At 73.1% G+C, this 14,899-nt stretch carries 13 protein-coding genes; 6 read left to right on the top strand and 7 right to left on the bottom strand.

Translation table 11 applies throughout. The annotated features are described in order from the left end of the window. Positions 1 to 44 precede the first annotated feature (44 nt). On the top strand, positions 45 to 644 hold the full coding sequence (locus VKK44_RS09740; protein ID WP_343446545.1) for a flavoprotein: 600 nt from the start codon (positions 45 to 47) through the stop codon (positions 642 to 644). A 144-nt stretch (positions 645 to 788) separates the two neighbouring features. Here the strand turns inward: VKK44_RS09740 and VKK44_RS09735 are convergent, their stop codons facing one another. From VKK44_RS09735 to VKK44_RS09725, 3 genes are read right to left on the bottom strand one after another with little or no spacing between them, the layout of a single operon-like run. Continuing rightward, positions 789 to 1,667, bottom strand: a complete 879-nt coding sequence (locus tag VKK44_RS09735; protein ID WP_343446544.1) for an aldo/keto reductase — start codon at positions 1,665 to 1,667, stop codon at positions 789 to 791. Further along, a complete protein-coding gene (locus VKK44_RS09730; protein WP_343446543.1) occupies positions 1,657 to 2,880 on the bottom strand; it encodes an MFS transporter in 1,224 nt (407 codons plus the stop codon). Before VKK44_RS09730 ends, VKK44_RS09735 begins: the two co-directional genes overlap by 11 nt. Before the next feature lie 2 nt (positions 2,881 to 2,882). Then, positions 2,883 to 4,373: a GMC family oxidoreductase gene (locus tag VKK44_RS09725; protein WP_343446542.1), complete on the bottom strand. Its 1,491-nt coding sequence runs from the start codon at positions 4,371 to 4,373 to the stop codon at positions 2,883 to 2,885. Positions 4,374 to 4,675: 302 nt separating this feature from the next. Here VKK44_RS09725 and VKK44_RS09720 point away from each other — a divergent pair, with 302 nt between their 5' ends. The 5 genes from VKK44_RS09720 (at position 4,676) to gntD (ending at position 10,483) form a co-directional block, all read left to right on the top strand. Continuing rightward, positions 4,676 to 6,157: a radical SAM protein gene (locus VKK44_RS09720; protein ID WP_343446541.1), complete on the top strand. Its 1,482-nt coding sequence runs from the start codon at positions 4,676 to 4,678 to the stop codon at positions 6,155 to 6,157. A 20-nt stretch (positions 6,158 to 6,177) separates the two neighbouring features. After that, positions 6,178 to 7,644, top strand: coding sequence for a glycosyltransferase family protein (locus VKK44_RS09715; RefSeq protein WP_343446540.1), 1,467 nt, complete (start codon positions 6,178 to 6,180; stop codon positions 7,642 to 7,644). Positions 7,645 to 7,752: 108 nt separating this feature from the next. Further along, positions 7,753 to 8,568 carry a phosphotransferase gene (locus VKK44_RS09710; protein WP_343446539.1) on the top strand — a complete coding sequence of 272 codons (816 nt, stop codon included), beginning with the start codon at positions 7,753 to 7,755 and terminating at the stop codon, positions 8,566 to 8,568. 15 nt (positions 8,569 to 8,583) lie between these two features. Further along, on the top strand, positions 8,584 to 9,387 hold the full coding sequence (locus VKK44_RS09705; RefSeq protein ID WP_343446538.1) for an inositol monophosphatase family protein: 804 nt from the start codon (positions 8,584 to 8,586) through the stop codon (positions 9,385 to 9,387). A gap of 73 nt (positions 9,388 to 9,460) precedes the next feature. Then, positions 9,461 to 10,483 (top strand): guanitoxin biosynthesis L-enduracididine beta-hydroxylase GntD, encoded by a 1,023-nt coding sequence (gntD, locus tag VKK44_RS09700; RefSeq protein WP_343446537.1) that lies wholly within the window; start codon positions 9,461 to 9,463, stop codon positions 10,481 to 10,483. Positions 10,484 to 10,547: 64 nt separating this feature from the next. On the opposite strand, the gene VKK44_RS09695 is transcribed toward gntD, so the two are convergent. From VKK44_RS09695 to VKK44_RS09680, 4 genes are all read right to left on the bottom strand, one after another. After that, complete coding sequence (locus VKK44_RS09695; protein ID WP_343446536.1) at positions 10,548 to 12,641, bottom strand: 2-oxo acid dehydrogenase subunit E2; 2,094 nt, start codon at positions 12,639 to 12,641, stop codon at positions 10,548 to 10,550. Continuing rightward, complete coding sequence (locus VKK44_RS09690) at positions 12,638 to 13,543, bottom strand: thiamine pyrophosphate-dependent dehydrogenase E1 component subunit alpha (RefSeq protein WP_343446534.1); 906 nt, start codon at positions 13,541 to 13,543, stop codon at positions 12,638 to 12,640. Before VKK44_RS09690 ends, VKK44_RS09695 begins: the two co-directional genes overlap by 4 nt. Beyond that, positions 13,540 to 13,773: an acyl carrier protein gene (locus VKK44_RS09685; protein WP_281939165.1), complete on the bottom strand. Its 234-nt coding sequence runs from the start codon at positions 13,771 to 13,773 to the stop codon at positions 13,540 to 13,542. The genes VKK44_RS09690 and VKK44_RS09685 overlap by 4 nt, the downstream gene beginning before the upstream one ends. Before the next feature lie 75 nt (positions 13,774 to 13,848). Further along, the gene (locus tag VKK44_RS09680; protein ID WP_343446533.1) at positions 13,849 to 14,859 is read right to left on the bottom strand and encodes a 3-oxoacyl-[acyl-carrier-protein] synthase III C-terminal domain-containing protein; all 1,011 of its coding nucleotides are present in this window, start codon (positions 14,857 to 14,859) and stop codon (positions 13,849 to 13,851) included. Positions 14,860 to 14,899: the final 40 nt, after the last annotated feature.

Below are 14,899 nucleotides of genomic sequence, written 5' to 3'. Positions count from 1 at the left end.
GTTCCCCCATGTCCGGGACCGGGCCGCCGCGCGACGCTGTCGCCATGCGAGATGACGCACTGTCGGTGATCGTCAGCGGCTCGAGCGCCGCGATGGCGACCTCGGGGTACCTGTCCTGGCTCCGCCAGGAGATCGACCTGCCGCTGCGGGTGCTGCTCACGGCGAGCGCCGAACGTTTCGTGCCGCCCCAGGTGGCCGCCTGGTACGCCGACGAGGTCTACCGCAGCACCGATCCGGCGCTGAACCCGACCGAGTTCGCGAAGCGTTCCCTCGGCCTGGTGGTCCTGCCGGCGACGGCCAACATGCTCGCCGCGACGGCCCTCGGCCTGGCCGGCACCCCGGCGCAGACCGCGCTGCTGGCCAGCGACCGCCCGTCGCTCTTCTTCCCCAGCATGAACCGCTCCATGTGGGTCAAGCGGGTCACCCAGCGGCACGTCGAGGCGCTGCGCGACGAGGGCCACACGGTGGTGGAACCGCAGGAACGGGTGATCTTCGAACTGTGGCAGCGGGAGAACGCGGTCGGCATCGCCATGCCGCCGCCGGACGCCGCCGCCGAGCTGATCGTGAGCTGGCTGGAGACCACCGTCTCCGCCGAGGGCGAGGAGACCACCGAGGTCGAGCAGACCGCCGGCCCCGTCACCTGAGCCCGGCCGGCACCGGCTCGGGCGGCCCGGCCGGTCGGGCGCTGCGGACCCGGACGGCGGCCCCGCCCACCGGGCCGACGCCCCCGGCGTGTGCGGACGGGGCGTCGGTGGCGGAGGTTCCGGTCTCGTCCCCGGGCGGTGTCCTCACGGACGTGCGGACGCCCTGCCGGTGACCGCCTCGGTGAGCAGGGCCACGTCCGACGCGGCCATGTCGATGCCGGTCGCGCGGACGCTCGCGCGTAGCGACCCGGGTCTGTTGACCCCGACCACGGGCACCACCTGCGCGCCGACGGCCAGCAACCACGCGAGTGCGACCTGCTGTGGGGTGCACGAGTACGCGGACGCGAGGCGGGCGGTCTCGGGGACGACCTCGCCGAGTCGCCGGGCGACACCGGCGCCGCCCAGCGGCGCCCAGGCGAGGAAGGCGAGGCCGAACTCCGCGCACACGCGGACCTCCGCCAGACCCGCGGGATTGACCAGCGACAGTTCGTTCTGGACCGCCACCAGCGACTCACCCAGGGCCTCGCGGCCCTGGCGGATCTGATCGGCCGACACGTTGGACAACCCGATGCCGCGTGCCCATCCGGCGGCCACGATCGAGGCGAGGGCGTCGAGCGACTCGGCGAAGTCGACCTTCGGGTCCGGACGGTGCAGGGTGTAGAGGTCCAGACTGTCGCGGCCCAGCCGACGCAGCGACGCCCGGCACGCACCGAGAAGGTAGTCGAAGCTGCCGTCGGTGTCCCACCTCCCCTCCGGGCGGGTGTGGCCGCCCTTGGTCAGCACGACCGGCCGGGACGCGGCGGGGAGGCGCCGCACCGCGGCCCGCACCACCACCTCACCGAGACCGAAACGCCCGGAGCGCGGGGCGTAGGCGTCCGCCGTGTCGATCAGTGTGACGCCGGCAGCGGCTGCCTGGGCGACCAGCGAGTCGACGCGGGCCTGGAGGTCGGGCGGCGCCGCCCGGCACAGGTCGGCGAGGCCGAGCACCATCCGTACCGGCGGTCGGAGGAGGTCAGCGGACATCGCTGCCCGTCACGTCGTCGACCACCGTCCGGGTGGGCACGCGCTCCCGGGTGGCGGTCGCCGCCACCGCGATCATGGCCGTGAAGGCGGCGACGATCAGCAGGGCCCGGTCGAGTCGCGAGACGTCCGCCACCAGGCCGAGCAGCGGTGGGCCGAGCAGGAAGCCGGCGTACCCGATGGTCGACACGACGGTGATGCCCTCGGCCCCCCGCCCCGGAACCAGCTCCCCCGCCGCCGACATGGTCACCGGGAAGACGACCGAGAGGCCGACGCCCCACAGCAGCGCACCGGCCATCACCAGGGGCGTCGCGTCCGCCAGGCAGACGAGGAGCACCCCGGCCGTCGCCGTCGTACCGCACACCCGCAGGACTCCGACCCTTCCCCACCGGTTCACGGCCCGGCCGCCGTAGACCCGGCCGAGCACCATGGCCGCGCTGTAGGCGGCGAAGCCGGCCGCCGCGGACGCCTCCGACACCGCCTTCGTGTCGACCATCGTGAGCGCGAGCCAGTCACCGGCCGCACCCTCACCGAACGCCGTGCTGACGGTGACCAGGCCGACCAGCAACGCCGGCGGATACCACCACATGCTGCGCCGGCGCGCGCCGGACGGCCCACCACGATCGGGCTGCGTGCCGTCAGGACGAGGATCGGTGTCCGGGAGGAAGGCGCGCACGGCGAGGGCGGTCGAGAGGACGACGGCCGCGGACACCACCGTGAACTGGGCGAGCGGACGCAGGCCCAGGCGACCGCAGAGCGCGGCGAAGCCCGCCCCGGCCACCACGCCGGCCGAGACGCAGGCGTGCAGCCACGGCAGCCGCGCCCGGCCGTCGCGTTGTTCCACGCGGTGTCCCTGCACGTTCATCGCCACGTCCCAGACACCGATGCCGGCGCCGACAAGGAACAGGGCGGCGCCGAGCAGGGGCACCGACGTGCTGAGGCCGGCACCCACCCAGGCGGTGCCGCACACCGCCGCCGCGGCCAGCACGACGCGGGCGCTGCCGAAGCGTCGTGTCCAGTGAGCGGTGAAGGGCATGGCGACCAGGGACCCGACACCGACGGCGACCAGCGCCAGACCCAGCGGCCCGGTCGCTGCCTCGACCTGGTCACGCAGGGCCGGCACGCGGGCGAGGCTGGCGCCCACGATGACACCGTTGAGGAAGAACACCACGGTGACCGCGCGCAGGGCGGAATCGGTGGGGAGACGGCCGGCCACGGTCAGGGCAGCGCCTTCGCCAGCAGCCCGGCGAGTCGGCGGGACAGGGCGAGGGTCGTCAGCGACGGGTTGGCCGCGCCGCTGCGAGCGAAGGTGGACGGGCCCACCGCGTAGAGCCCTCGGATGTCCCGGAACTCCTGGCGCTCGTCGAGCAGACCGCCGACGGGCAGCGTGCCGCCCTCGTGGTCCACCGTGCCGAGCAGTGAACACCATCCGGTCGGCGTCCCGACCTCGACGTCTCCGCCGAGGCCGAGCAGCACGTCGGCCACCGTCCGGTCCGGGTCGTCGAAGGACGGGAACGACACGTCGCCGGGCGGCAGGCCGACGAGCGCCGCCAGGTCCTGCCAGAACGCGGTCAGGATCCGCCGACCCTCCTCGACGACATCCCGGTCGGCCGGCGACAGACCGGCGTGCACCGTCGTCGGCCAGGGCCACCGGGCGTCGACCCGGCACCGCACGCTTGCGTACGAGTCGGAGACCTGCTCGCCCGTCGCGAACGCCTCCAGCACCACCCGCTTGCCGTCGCTGCCGGTCAGCGGATAGAACCGGGTGAACAGGCGCGTGCGGGAGCCGGCCACCGGCATCTGGTGCGACGAGTCGGCGAGGGCCAGCTCGGCGATCGCGGGCGGCAGTCGATCGACGTCGAGGACCACCATGATGCCCTGCTCGATGTGGTCGGCGAGCCCGCTCAGCTCGGAGCCCGACGAGACCCCGACGTCGTGCCGGGCCTGGATCGCCAGCCGGCTGTTCTCGATGGTCCCGGCGGCGAGAACCACCGTGTCGCAGCGTACGTCGCCGGTGTGTCCGGCACCGTCGACGACGCGGACGCCGACGGCTCGTCCGTCGTCGACGAGCACGCCGAGGACCCGCGCGTCGGTGCGGAACCGCGTCGAGGGGGCCCGGCCGGGCGTCGTCCAGTACGACAGCGGGCTGTAGGCCTCCCAACCGGCGCGACCCGCCGGCCGTAGCGCCTTCGGCGTCGGTTGGAGACGCCATCCGGCCACGGTCAGCGGTGGCGGGGGCGGCGGCGCCGGCACCTCGGACCGCCACCGCGCCAGGTCGTCGCTCACCCGCTCGTACAGGCCCGGTCCACCGTTCCAGGACTCGGTCAGGTCGGTGACGACGGTTGCGGGCCAGGGCGGGCTGGCAAGCGCCCACGGTTCGATCGGCAGGATGACGCCGTGCCAGTAGAGCGACCGTCCGCCCAGGCGGCGGCGCAGCCCGCCGTGCCGGGTGTAGAACGGCGGGGTGGCCGATTCCCACGGCCGCCACAGGTCAGCGGCGGTGTCCGAGTCCAGCCACATGTCGAGCGCGGCCCCGGGGTCGTGCACGGCGTTGACATGCCGCCGGTCCCCGTCGGGTCCCGCCTCGACCACGACCACACCGTCGACGCCCGCGACGTCCAGGTGGCGAGCCAGTTCGAGCCCGGCGAGACCGCCACCGACAATCACCACGCGGGCCGGCCCGTTTCCGTCATCCGGTTGCTCCACCACGCTGCGCCCTCCACCAGATTTGCCGGACGTGTTCGATCGTCAATTGCCGGGTCGACGGGCGCACCGTTTGCGCCGGAACAATGAGGAAGTATCCCCGAAGACGACTGTCACCTCGGCCCCCGGACGCCGATCGGAAACGATGCCCGAGCCTGCGAGTCTCGTTTGCGACTAAGTGACGCCAACCGCATACTAGATCAAGAACATTCTTCCGTCAAGACCCTTGCCGAGCATTGTGACAGACGTATAAAGTGTCAGGTTCATTGGCTGCCTTTAATGGTTCATCAATCGGGGGAACGATGGCGATGACTGACGGGCTGCGCGTCGAACCTCATGCGTACGACCGCAGTGCCGCGCTGTGGAGCCTGCACCAGCACGACGATGCGTTCCCGCGAGCGGGCATCGTCGACGTCCTGTCAGATCCCCGGAACGCGCACCTGTTGGAATATGTTTCCGAAGAGGCGTTCACGCATGTCTTTCCCGGCGACGAGCAAGAAACATCGAGCGAGAGACTCCTGTCGGACCTGCACCACACAATTGCCCGGTCCCCCTCGTTCCACCTGTGGGCCAACATCCCGCTGTGCCGATACCGATGCAATTTCTGTCAATTTCCGATCCTGGTGCTCAACCACCAGACCGACACCGCCGAGGCAACCGCGCGGCGGTGGGTGGACGCCAACATCGCCGAGGCCGGGCTCTGGCTGGCCGCGGTCCCGTCCATGCGGCAGACACCGGTCGGTGAGTTCTGCCTCTTCGGCGGCACACCCACGGCCGTCCCGCCCGCCGAGCTGGACCGCCTTCTGACGTTCTACCGGAAGAGCTTCCGGTTCACCGAGGACACCTCGCTGCGCGCCGAGGGCAGCCCCGACAGCATCACCGACGACCACCTGGGCGTCCTGGCCGCGCACGGCTTCCACACGCTGACGTACGGCGTCCAGTCCTTCGACGACGAGCTGCTGAGACTCGCGAACCGCCGCCACACCGGGCAGCAGGCCCTCGCCGCACTGCGAAACGCGAGAGCCCGGGGTTTCGACCGGGTCGACGCGGACCTGGTCTGGGGCCTGCCGGGTCAGTCGGTCGACGGTTTCCTGCGCGACGTCGACGTCATGGTCGACGAAGGCTTCGACACGGTCGTGATGATCAAACTGCACCTCCGGTCCTTCGCCGAGGTGCAGTCGGCAATCGGCCATGTCTCACCCGCGGTGTGGGAAGACGCCGGGGTGCGGGCCCGCATCGCAGCCGAGGGACACGCCTGGCCCACCCTGGGGCAGCAGTACCAGATGCGGGAAATGGCCGTGGAGAAGCTTCTCGGCGCGGGCTACTACGAACACCCCACCACGTACTTCCCCAAAAAATCCCTCGGGCCGCAGCGCTGGCGCAGCCTGAATCTCGACCAGCACCTCCAGGTCCCACAGGTCGGTATCGGATTGGGCGGTTACAGCTGGAGCGACCTGTCCGAGGCGAGCGCCGTCACGCGTCCGGCCACCTATCTCCAGGAGATCGACGCCGGCCGCATCCCGTTCGACACCATCACCGCCATCTCACCGCGCGAGCGGGAGACGCGGGCCATTCGAATGGCGCTTTCCACGTGCCAGCCGCTGCGCGCCGATGTGCACGGCGCGAGGTTCCCGGAGAGCGAATCACTGCTCCGCGGCCACTGGGGCGAGCGGTTCCTGTCGCTGGAGCGGCGCGGACTGGCCCAGATAGACCGGGCGGCGGGAACCGTGACGCTCACGTCCTCCGGCGCGACCCTGGTCGAAGCAATCATGCAAACCGAAATCCGCTGAACGGCCGGAAGGGGCCTCGCATGAAGTTCGGGCTTGTCTCGGGGGACGGGCTGCCGATCAGCGGCCTGCTGACAATCTTTCGCAACGTGTTGGACATCGGTATCACCGACGGCCTCGTCGAATTACCGGTGCCGGCCGACCTGGGCTACTCGTGGCGACCGGACAAGGGCGACTTCTACCCACGCGGTGCCATCGTCGACGGCTACCCGTCCTGGCTGCACGTCCTGGACAGCTCTTCCGTGGTCACCGCGGTCCACGGTGACCTGCCAGAACGGTGGCAGGACCTGCGCCGCCAGGTCGCCCGGGCCACGGACCTCACCGCCGGGGAGCGGGCCGACCTGCGCTCCCGGATCGCCGCGATGACGACAGGCTACCGGGACTACTTCCTCCGCTGGTTGGCGGAATACGACGTCGACTGGGTGGTCGCCGTCAACATGACCCTGTCCGACGCGGTGCCGGTGACGGCGGGGCTGCACGCCGCCGTCCGGGCCCGCTACGGCTCCGGCGGACGGCCGGGCGGAGTGCTGTTCTGGGACCACGATCTCTTCGGGTCCTGCGCCATCGTGGAGGACGGTCAGCGGGTGTATCCCGCCGCGCCGAACGAGTTCACGCCCCTGCCCACCGCCGAGGACCACGTCCGGTGGGTGGTGATCTCGGAGGAGCTGGCCGCGGAGGCCCGCGAGTACCCCACCGACGCGGTGCCGAGAGTGCTCCCGAACGTCCTGCCGACCGTGCCGACCGGGCACCTCGAGGAACGGCATCACGCGTTCCTGCGCCAGCATGGGCTGGCACCGGATCGCCCGCTGGTCCTGGTACCCGTCAGGATGTTCCGGATCAAGGGCGTCGAGATCGCCGTCGAGGTGTTCGCCGCGGCCAGGGCCGCATGCGTCCGGTCGGGGCTGCCCGCCCCCTACCTCCTGGTGTTCGGCAGCCTGGAGGAGGACGCCGACTACGCGGCCGAGGTGCTGGCCCTGATCCGTGAGCTGCGGGTGGAGGAGGACGTCGTTCTCCTCGGCGGTGTTCCACTGGGCAGCTACCAGGACGGCGGCGGCCGTTGGCGTCTCGACGAGGTGGACCTCCTGCGGGTCGCCGCGTCCCGCGACGGGCTCGTCCTGTTCACGCCGAACGTCACCGACGTCGAGACGATCGGCCTCGGGCCGGCCCTGGCGTCCGCCGCCGGGCTGCCCAGCGCGGTGACCCCCTACGACGCCTTCGACCAGGTCTACGGCTCGGACTTCCGCTGCCTGCGGCTGGGCGCGACAGCCGGGTCGAGGAGCGGTGCCGGCAGCGAGGTCGCTCGGGCGCTGCACGACCCCGCGTCCCGCCTCGGGGCCGGTGGCGGCGCGACGAACCGGGCGGCCCTGGACCGGATCTTCCCCACCGAGCCGTGGCGTCGGATGCTGCACGACCTCCAGGCCCACCTGTCCGGGGAAGCGGACACGCGGTCACTGCCCGCCACCCCCGCGCCCAGCTTCAGTCAGACTTGATCGATGATGCTTCAGCCGGCGGAACTGCACCGATTGACACTGCGGATGACCGGCGCCCGACCGCGTGCGGAACTGTTCCGGGTAGCGCACCTCTCCACCGTCCACGGGATGACCCTCGACGACGGCCGGGAGGTCGTGGTCAAGGTGCGGCAGGCCGCTGCGCGGATTCAGGCGTGCGAGGCGGTGCACCGGCACCTGTGGTCGGCGGGCTTTCCGTGTGCCCGCCTCCTGGCCGGACCGCTGGAGGAGGACGGCCGGTGCGTCACGGTCGAGGAACTGGTCCGCCCAGCTCCGTCCGAGACGGGGATGGCCGCCGACGTCACCGATTCGGCTGCCGGCCTCGCGCGCCTGGTGACCCAGGCCTCGTCGATGGGGCCGCTGCCCGCTCTCGACCCGCCGCCCCCGTGGGTCTGGTGGGACCACCGCCAGGAGGGCCCCTGGCCGATCCCCGACGACCGTCCGGAGGACCTCAACGCGCACCCTGGGCCGGCATGGCTCGACGAGGTCGGCCGTCGGGTACGCGAGCGGTTGCGGGCGTACCGCCTGCCACCGGTCATCGGCCATGGCGACTGGGAGGCGCAGAACGTGCTGTGGAACGGCGGTCGGCTGCACGTGGTGCACGACTGGGACAGCGTCGTGAGCCTTCCGGAGGCGGCCGTCGCCGGCGCGGCTGCCGGCGTCTTCGCGGTGGTGGGCGGTGTGCCGGGGGCCCCGACCGTGCGGCAGACGGCGGCATTCGTCGACGCGTACGAGCGGGCGCGCGGTCTGAGCTGGAGCCGTGACGACCGGGAGGTGTGCTGGGCGGCCGGGCTGTGGGTCCGGGCGTTCAACGCGAAGAAGGCCTCGCTCGACCCCGGGGGTGACGCCGTCGCGGCCGGCTTCCGGGAGGAAGCCCTGGAGCGGCTGCGACGCTCCGGCGCCTGACCGGGAGGACGAATCATGGAGACACCACTTCACGACGACCTCCTCCTGGCGCACCGCCTCGCGGACCTCGCGGACGAGACGTCGTTGCCCTTCCACCGGCGGCAGGTCCCGCACCACAGCAAGCACGACGGGACACCCGTCAGCGCCGCGGACATCGCCACCGAGGCGGCCGTGCTGAGGAAGCTGGGCGACGAACGTCCGGACGACGCGGTGCTGACCGAGGAGAGCGGTGGCCACGGTGCGGCGGAGCGCCGCTGGATCATCGATCCGATCGACGGCACCGAGTCCTTCCTGGCCGGCGGGCGGGCCTGGGGCACGCACGTGGCACTCGAGGTGGCGGGCGAGGTGCGGGTCGCCGTCATCACCAGACCGTGCGACCGCCTCCGCTGGTGGGCCGTGCGTGGCGGAGGCGCATACCGGAGCGACTCCGCCACCCCGATGGCCACCGGGACGCCGTTGCGGGTTTCGGCCCGGTCACACCTGCGGCACGCCCGCGCCGGGGGTTTCATCTCCGTGGACAGCGGCGCACGCGTCGCACTCTCGGGTCGGGCGACCTGGGTGGAGGACCCCGTTTCCATCGTGGGCGCGCTGCTCGAGGGCTCGGTGGACATCGTCCTGGACGACGGCGGGCAGGTCTGGGACGTGGCGCCACGGACCCTGCTGGTCAGCGAGGCGGGCGGGCGGTTCTGCGACCCGCACGGCGGCAGTCGCCTCGACCTGGGCGGCGGCCTCTACACCAACAACCCACTTCAGGCACCGGTGCGCGAGCTGCTGCGCGGACACCGTTTCGACGGCCCGCCCCGGACGGTGTGGCGATGACCCCGGTGCGCGCCGGCGGGACCGCGGGCTGCCGAGCGCCGGTGCCGACCACTCGGGGAAGCAGATGACAGGCATGCCGCTCGACACGACCATCATGCGTTACACGCTGAGCCCGCGCGACGTGGCGGTCGTCCGGTCCGTCATCGACGAACTCGACGGGCTCGTCGAGCCGCCGACCGATCCCGCGTTCTACGACCGGCACTGGGACGCCTACCTGCGTCTGCCCACCGGTCTACGCGTCTTCCTGGAGCGCTTCCGCCGCGACGAACCGGCAGCCGGGTGTCTCGTCCAGGGGTTTCCCACCCCGGACGAGGAGGTGGATGCGACACCGGATCACTGGGAGAGCGCCCTGGCGAGCCGCACGGGCAGCCGGCAGGAGATCTTCATGGCGCTGTGCGGACTCGCCCTCGGCGACCCGTTCACGTGGTCCACGCTGCAGACCGGCGCGATGATCCAGAACATCCTGCCGATCCGCGGGGAGGAGCAGCGGCAGAGCGGTCACAGCAGCGACGTCTTCCTGGAGTTCCACACCGAGGACGGCTTCCATCCCGCCCGCTGCGACTACCTCCTGCTGTTCGGCATGCGCAACCATGACGCCGTCCCCACCTACCTCGCGTCGGTCCGCGACGTGCGACTCAGCGACGAGGACCGGGCCGTGCTGTCCCGGCCGCGGTTCCTGATCCGGCCCGACGACGAGCACGTTCGCCAGCTCCGGCAGCGGCATCCCGACCATCCCGCCCTCGGGCGGGCGACGGCGATGCGGGAGGCGCCCGAGCCGGTGTCGGTGCTGTTCGGTGCCGAGCTGCACCCGTACCTGAGAATCGACCGGCCGTTCATGCGGTGCGTCGACGACGATCCGGTGGCGCAGCGGGCCGTCGAGGCGCTCATGACCGAGCTGCGCCGGGTGAGCCGACCCGTCGTGATCGAACCGGGGTCGCTGCTCGTCGTCGACAACTACCTCGCGGTGCACGGCCGCAAGGCGTTCCGCAGCCGGTACGACGGCACGGACCGGTGGCTGAAGCGCATGATCGTCAGCCGGGACCTCCGGACCACCGCCGTCAGGGGTCACGCCGCAGGTGGGCGCGTGCTCTTCTAGCCGGCGATCAGGGAGCGACACACCGCCGGGCGTCGTGCCGTGGTACGCGGCCCGGTCGGCCGGGTCACCGTTGCAGGGCGGCGGCGAGCGCGGCCAGGTACGCGCCGGCCCGCGCCCCGTTGACCAGCCGGTGGTCGTAGGCCAGGCCGAGGTCCGCGACGGTCCGCTCCCGGACCGAGCCGTCGGCGTCGAGCACGACCTCGCGCTGCACGTCGGGCACCGACAGCGCGCAGGTGACGCCGGGCGGGATGATCGGCCGGGCGTGGGTCACGCCCGGGGTGTCGTTGAGCGCGACCAGGAAGGTCATGCCGACCATGTCCTCCTCGGACAGCCGGTTGCGCAGCGCCCTCATGCGCAGCGCGACCACGGCGTCGGCGAGGTCGCCCAGGTCCAGCTTGGCGGCGTCGCGGATCACCGGCAGGAACAGCCCGGTGCCGACGTCCACGGTCAGCCCGATCGCCGGCTGCGCCGCGTCGCGCACCCGGCCGTCGCCGGTGAGCGTGGCGTGCAGGTCGGGGAACCGGTCGTGCAGCGCGGCCACGGCGGCGATGACGACCTCGGTGAGGCCGACATCGGCGCCGGTCTCGTCGGCGGCCCGGCGGGCGTACCCGAGGGCGGCCGTCACGTCGACGCGCACCACGGTGAACGCGGCCGGGATCTCCCGGTGCGAGGTCGCCACCACCTCGGCGACGCGGCGTTGCGCCGGTGGCAGGGGCCGTCCGACCGGCGACGCCACCGGAGGCCGGTCCGCAGCCGCCGGGACGGTGACCGGGCCCGACGGCGGTTCCGAAGGCGGCGACGGCGGTTGCGGGGGCGGCGACGTCGGGGCCGGCGCGGCGTCGGCGGGCAGGATGCGGCCGATGGTGGCCCCCGGGACGCAGTCCGCCCCGGCGGCGACGTCGTGCCGCAGCACGCCGGCGTGCGTCGCGGTCAGCTCCTCGATCGCCTTGGCCGTCTCGACCGCCGCGATCGGCTCCCCCACGCCGACGGTGGCGCCGGCCGGCGCCAGCCACTCCAGCAGCAGGTAGCTCTCGTCGGTCGGGTTCAGCGTGGGCACCCCCACCGGGACACCCGGCTCCACCGTCCCCGCCGGACGCGACACGGCCGGCGGTGGGCCGGCGCCGGCCGCCCGCGGCGCGACCGGCCCGCCCGCCGGCACGCGCATGATCCGGTCCAGGATGGTGTCCGCGCCGAGCAGGACCGCGCGTTCCAGATGCGGGGCGGACGGGATGACGCGGTCGGCGGAGCTGACCAGCTCGACCGGCCGGCGCAGCAGCGGCCACGCCTCGGCGTGCAGCCGGGCGGCGACCTCGCTGCCCCAGGTGCCGCCGGCCGTGCTCTCCTCGGCGACGATCACCCCGGCCGCGCCGTCGAGCACGCCGCGCAGCCCGTCGACGTCGACCGGGTAGAGCCGGGCCGGCACCAGCACCTCGACTGCGCGACCCCGCCCGGCGGCGTCCCGCGCGGCGGCGATGGCCCGGTCGGCGACCCCGCCGGGCGCGATGACAAGCGTCGGCGCGGTGTCGGCGGCCGGGTCGTGCACGCGGGCCCAGTTGCGGTCCGCGCCCCGCATCTCGACGGCGAGGCGGTCGTCGACGCGCCCGTCGACGTACCGGCGGCGGGTGTAGAGGACCTTGTCCTCGAACAGCATGGCCGGTTCACCCCGGCGCAGCGCGGCGGCGAGCACGTCGGCCGCGTCGTGCAGGGGCGACAGTTCGAAGAGCGCGAGGTGCGGGATGCCGATGAAGTGCTTCTGCACGCTCTGGCTGTGCGTCGCGCCGTAGCCCCGCCCGCCGCCCACCGGGCAGCGGACCACCACCCGCATCGGGACGCGCTCGCCGTACATGCTGACGGACTTGGTGAGGAGGTTGAGGATCGGGTCGAACGCGAGGCCGGCGAAGTCGCCGAACATGATCTCGACGATCACGGTGTCACCGCAGAGCGCCAGGCCACCCGCGACGCCGGTGATGCCGTTCTCGCTCAGCGGCGTCGACAGCACCCGGTCCGGGTAGGCGGTGGACAGCCCCCGGGTGACCTTGAACGCGCCGCCGTACGGGTCGGCGACGTCCTCACCCAGCAGCCAGACCCGGTCGTCGGCGGCGAACAGCTCGTGCAGGGCGCGGTTGAGGTTCTCGCTCACCCGTTCGGCGCGGGTCACGCCACGCCGCCGCTCACCAACGGCCGGGACCGCACCTCGGCCGAGACGTCCGCGACCCGCCGCCGGGCCCGCGCGTCCGCGGCCGAGAACTGCCCCGGGTACGCGGTCGCGTAGCGCTCCAGCCAGTCGAGCCGCCGCAGCTCGCGCAGCTCGTCGGCGTCGCGGGAGTCGTCGCCCTTGCTGTGCGGGCCGAGCCGGACCGTGTGCTGCACCAGCACGTGCGGCTGCCGGGTGGCGCGGACGCGTGCGACGTGCGGCGCGGCACCGGCCCGCACCTCGTTGACGTCCAGCGAGTCCGACTCGCTGACGGTGATCCCGAACCCGGCGACCCGGCCGGCGATGGTGCCGGCCAACTGCGCGGTGGTCGGGGTGGACTGGGCGATCCGGTTGTGCTCCACCACCACCAGCAGCGGCACCCGCCAGAGCTGCGCCATGTTGAGCGCCTCGTAGACCGCGCCCTCGCCCCAGGTGCCGTCGCCGATGTAGGCCGCCACGATCCGGTCCTGCCCGGTGCGGTTGAGGTGCAGCCCGACGCCGACCGCGGCGGGCAGGCTCTCCCCCTGCACACCGGTGGACAGGAACCCGTCCCGGCGCAGGTGCTGGCTGCCGCCGTGCCCGCGGCACACCCCGCCGTCCCGGCCGAGCAGCTCCGCCAGCAGGCCGTGCGGGTCGGCGCGGTGGGCCAGGTAGTGCCCGTGCCCCCGGTGGTTGCTGAACACGAAGTCCCCGGTCAGCAGCGGGGCCAGCGCGACCGGGATGTGCTCCTGGCCCAGGCAGGTGTGGGTGGTGCCGGCGAGGTGGCCGTCGGCGTACAGCCGGAGCAGTTCCTCCTCGAAGCGGCGGATGAGCAGCCCGGCGTCGAGGTCGGCGTCGCCGAGCGGGGACGGCGCGTCGGCCGTCATTCCTCGACGCCCCGCCGTGCCAGCAGCGCGCGCAGGTCCGCCACCGACCGCACGGCGCGGATCTCCCGGGGGGTGATGGTGACCCGGTAGGCGTCCTCGACCGCCGCGACGATCTGGAGGTGGCGCAGGCTCACCCAGGCGGCCGTGGTGGCCGGCCCGGTCTGCGCGTCGACCTCGTCGACCGGCAGCTCCAGCACGTCGGCGACGAGCCGCACCAGCCGACTGGACATGCCGTGTCCCTTCCGGAACGGATCTCCGGCGGCAGCGGCGGCGGCGCGCTGGCACACCGACCGGGTGATCGACGCCTATACCTCGATGATGGTACAGGCCCAGTGCATGCCCCGGCCCAGCGAGATCAACGCGACCCGGTCGCCCGCGCCGAGTTCCCCGGCGGCGAGCAGGCGGCTCAGCCCGAAGAGCTGGTCCGCGGCCCCGAGGTGCCCGTGCTCGGCGGCCAGCTCCCGGTTGGTCCGCGTCAGCGGCACCCCGTGCGCGGCGGCCAGGGACGCCATGGCCCGCTCGTTGTCGCCGACCAGGATCAGCCGCGCCAGGTCGGCGACCGTGACGCCGGCCCGGGCGCAGGCCCGCTCGGTGACCCGCACGGCCCGTTCGTCGAGTTCGCGGGCGAACTGCGCGAACTGTTCGGCGTCGTAGTCGAAGAACTCCATCACGTGCCACCCGTCGAGGGCGGCGGGCGGTTCGCCGCCGGGCCCGAAGGGCGCCGCCGCGCCGCCGGTGTCGAGCCGGTGGAACCCGGCGTAGCGACCGTCGGTCGCGGCCTCGGTGGCCAGCCAGCGCAGCCGCGGGTGCCCGCGCCGGGCCACCGTGGCGACCGCGCCGTCGGAGAACACCATGGGCTGGGTGTCCATCCGGTTCCAGTACGCCTCGCAGGTCCGGTTCGCGGCCACCACCAGCGCGGTGGCGTACCCCCGGTGGGTGGCGAACCGGCCCGCGACGGTGTCGAAGCTGAGCACACCTGTGGTGCAGGCCTGGGTGAGCAGCACCGCCTCGGCGTCCACCACGCCGAGCCGGTGCGCCAGGTCGGCGGCGGCGTCCCAGTAGAGGTGTTCGGTGACGTCGGTGACGGCCAGCACCAGCAGGTCCACCTCGGCGGCGGCCAGCGCGGCGGCGTCGAGCGCCCGGCGGGCGGCCCGTTCGGCGAGGTCGGTCACGCCGACCTCCGGCGCGGCGCGGTGCACCTGCCGGTAGCCGTAGCCGAGGACCCGCTGCACGTCGTCGGTGTACTCACCCACCACGTCGGCCACCGGCGCCGGATCGCCGAGCGCCTCGCCGAAGGACACCAGCCCGAAGCTCATGTTCGCCCGTCCCGCCGCGGTTCCGTCGATGCCTACCATT

It is taken from the genome of Micromonospora sp. DSM 45708 (assembly GCF_039566955.1).
GTDB lineage: Bacteria > Actinomycetota > Actinomycetes > Mycobacteriales > Micromonosporaceae > Micromonospora.
Note: the sequence above shows the minus strand (reverse complement) of the source record. Positions and strands in the feature narration are given on the sequence as shown.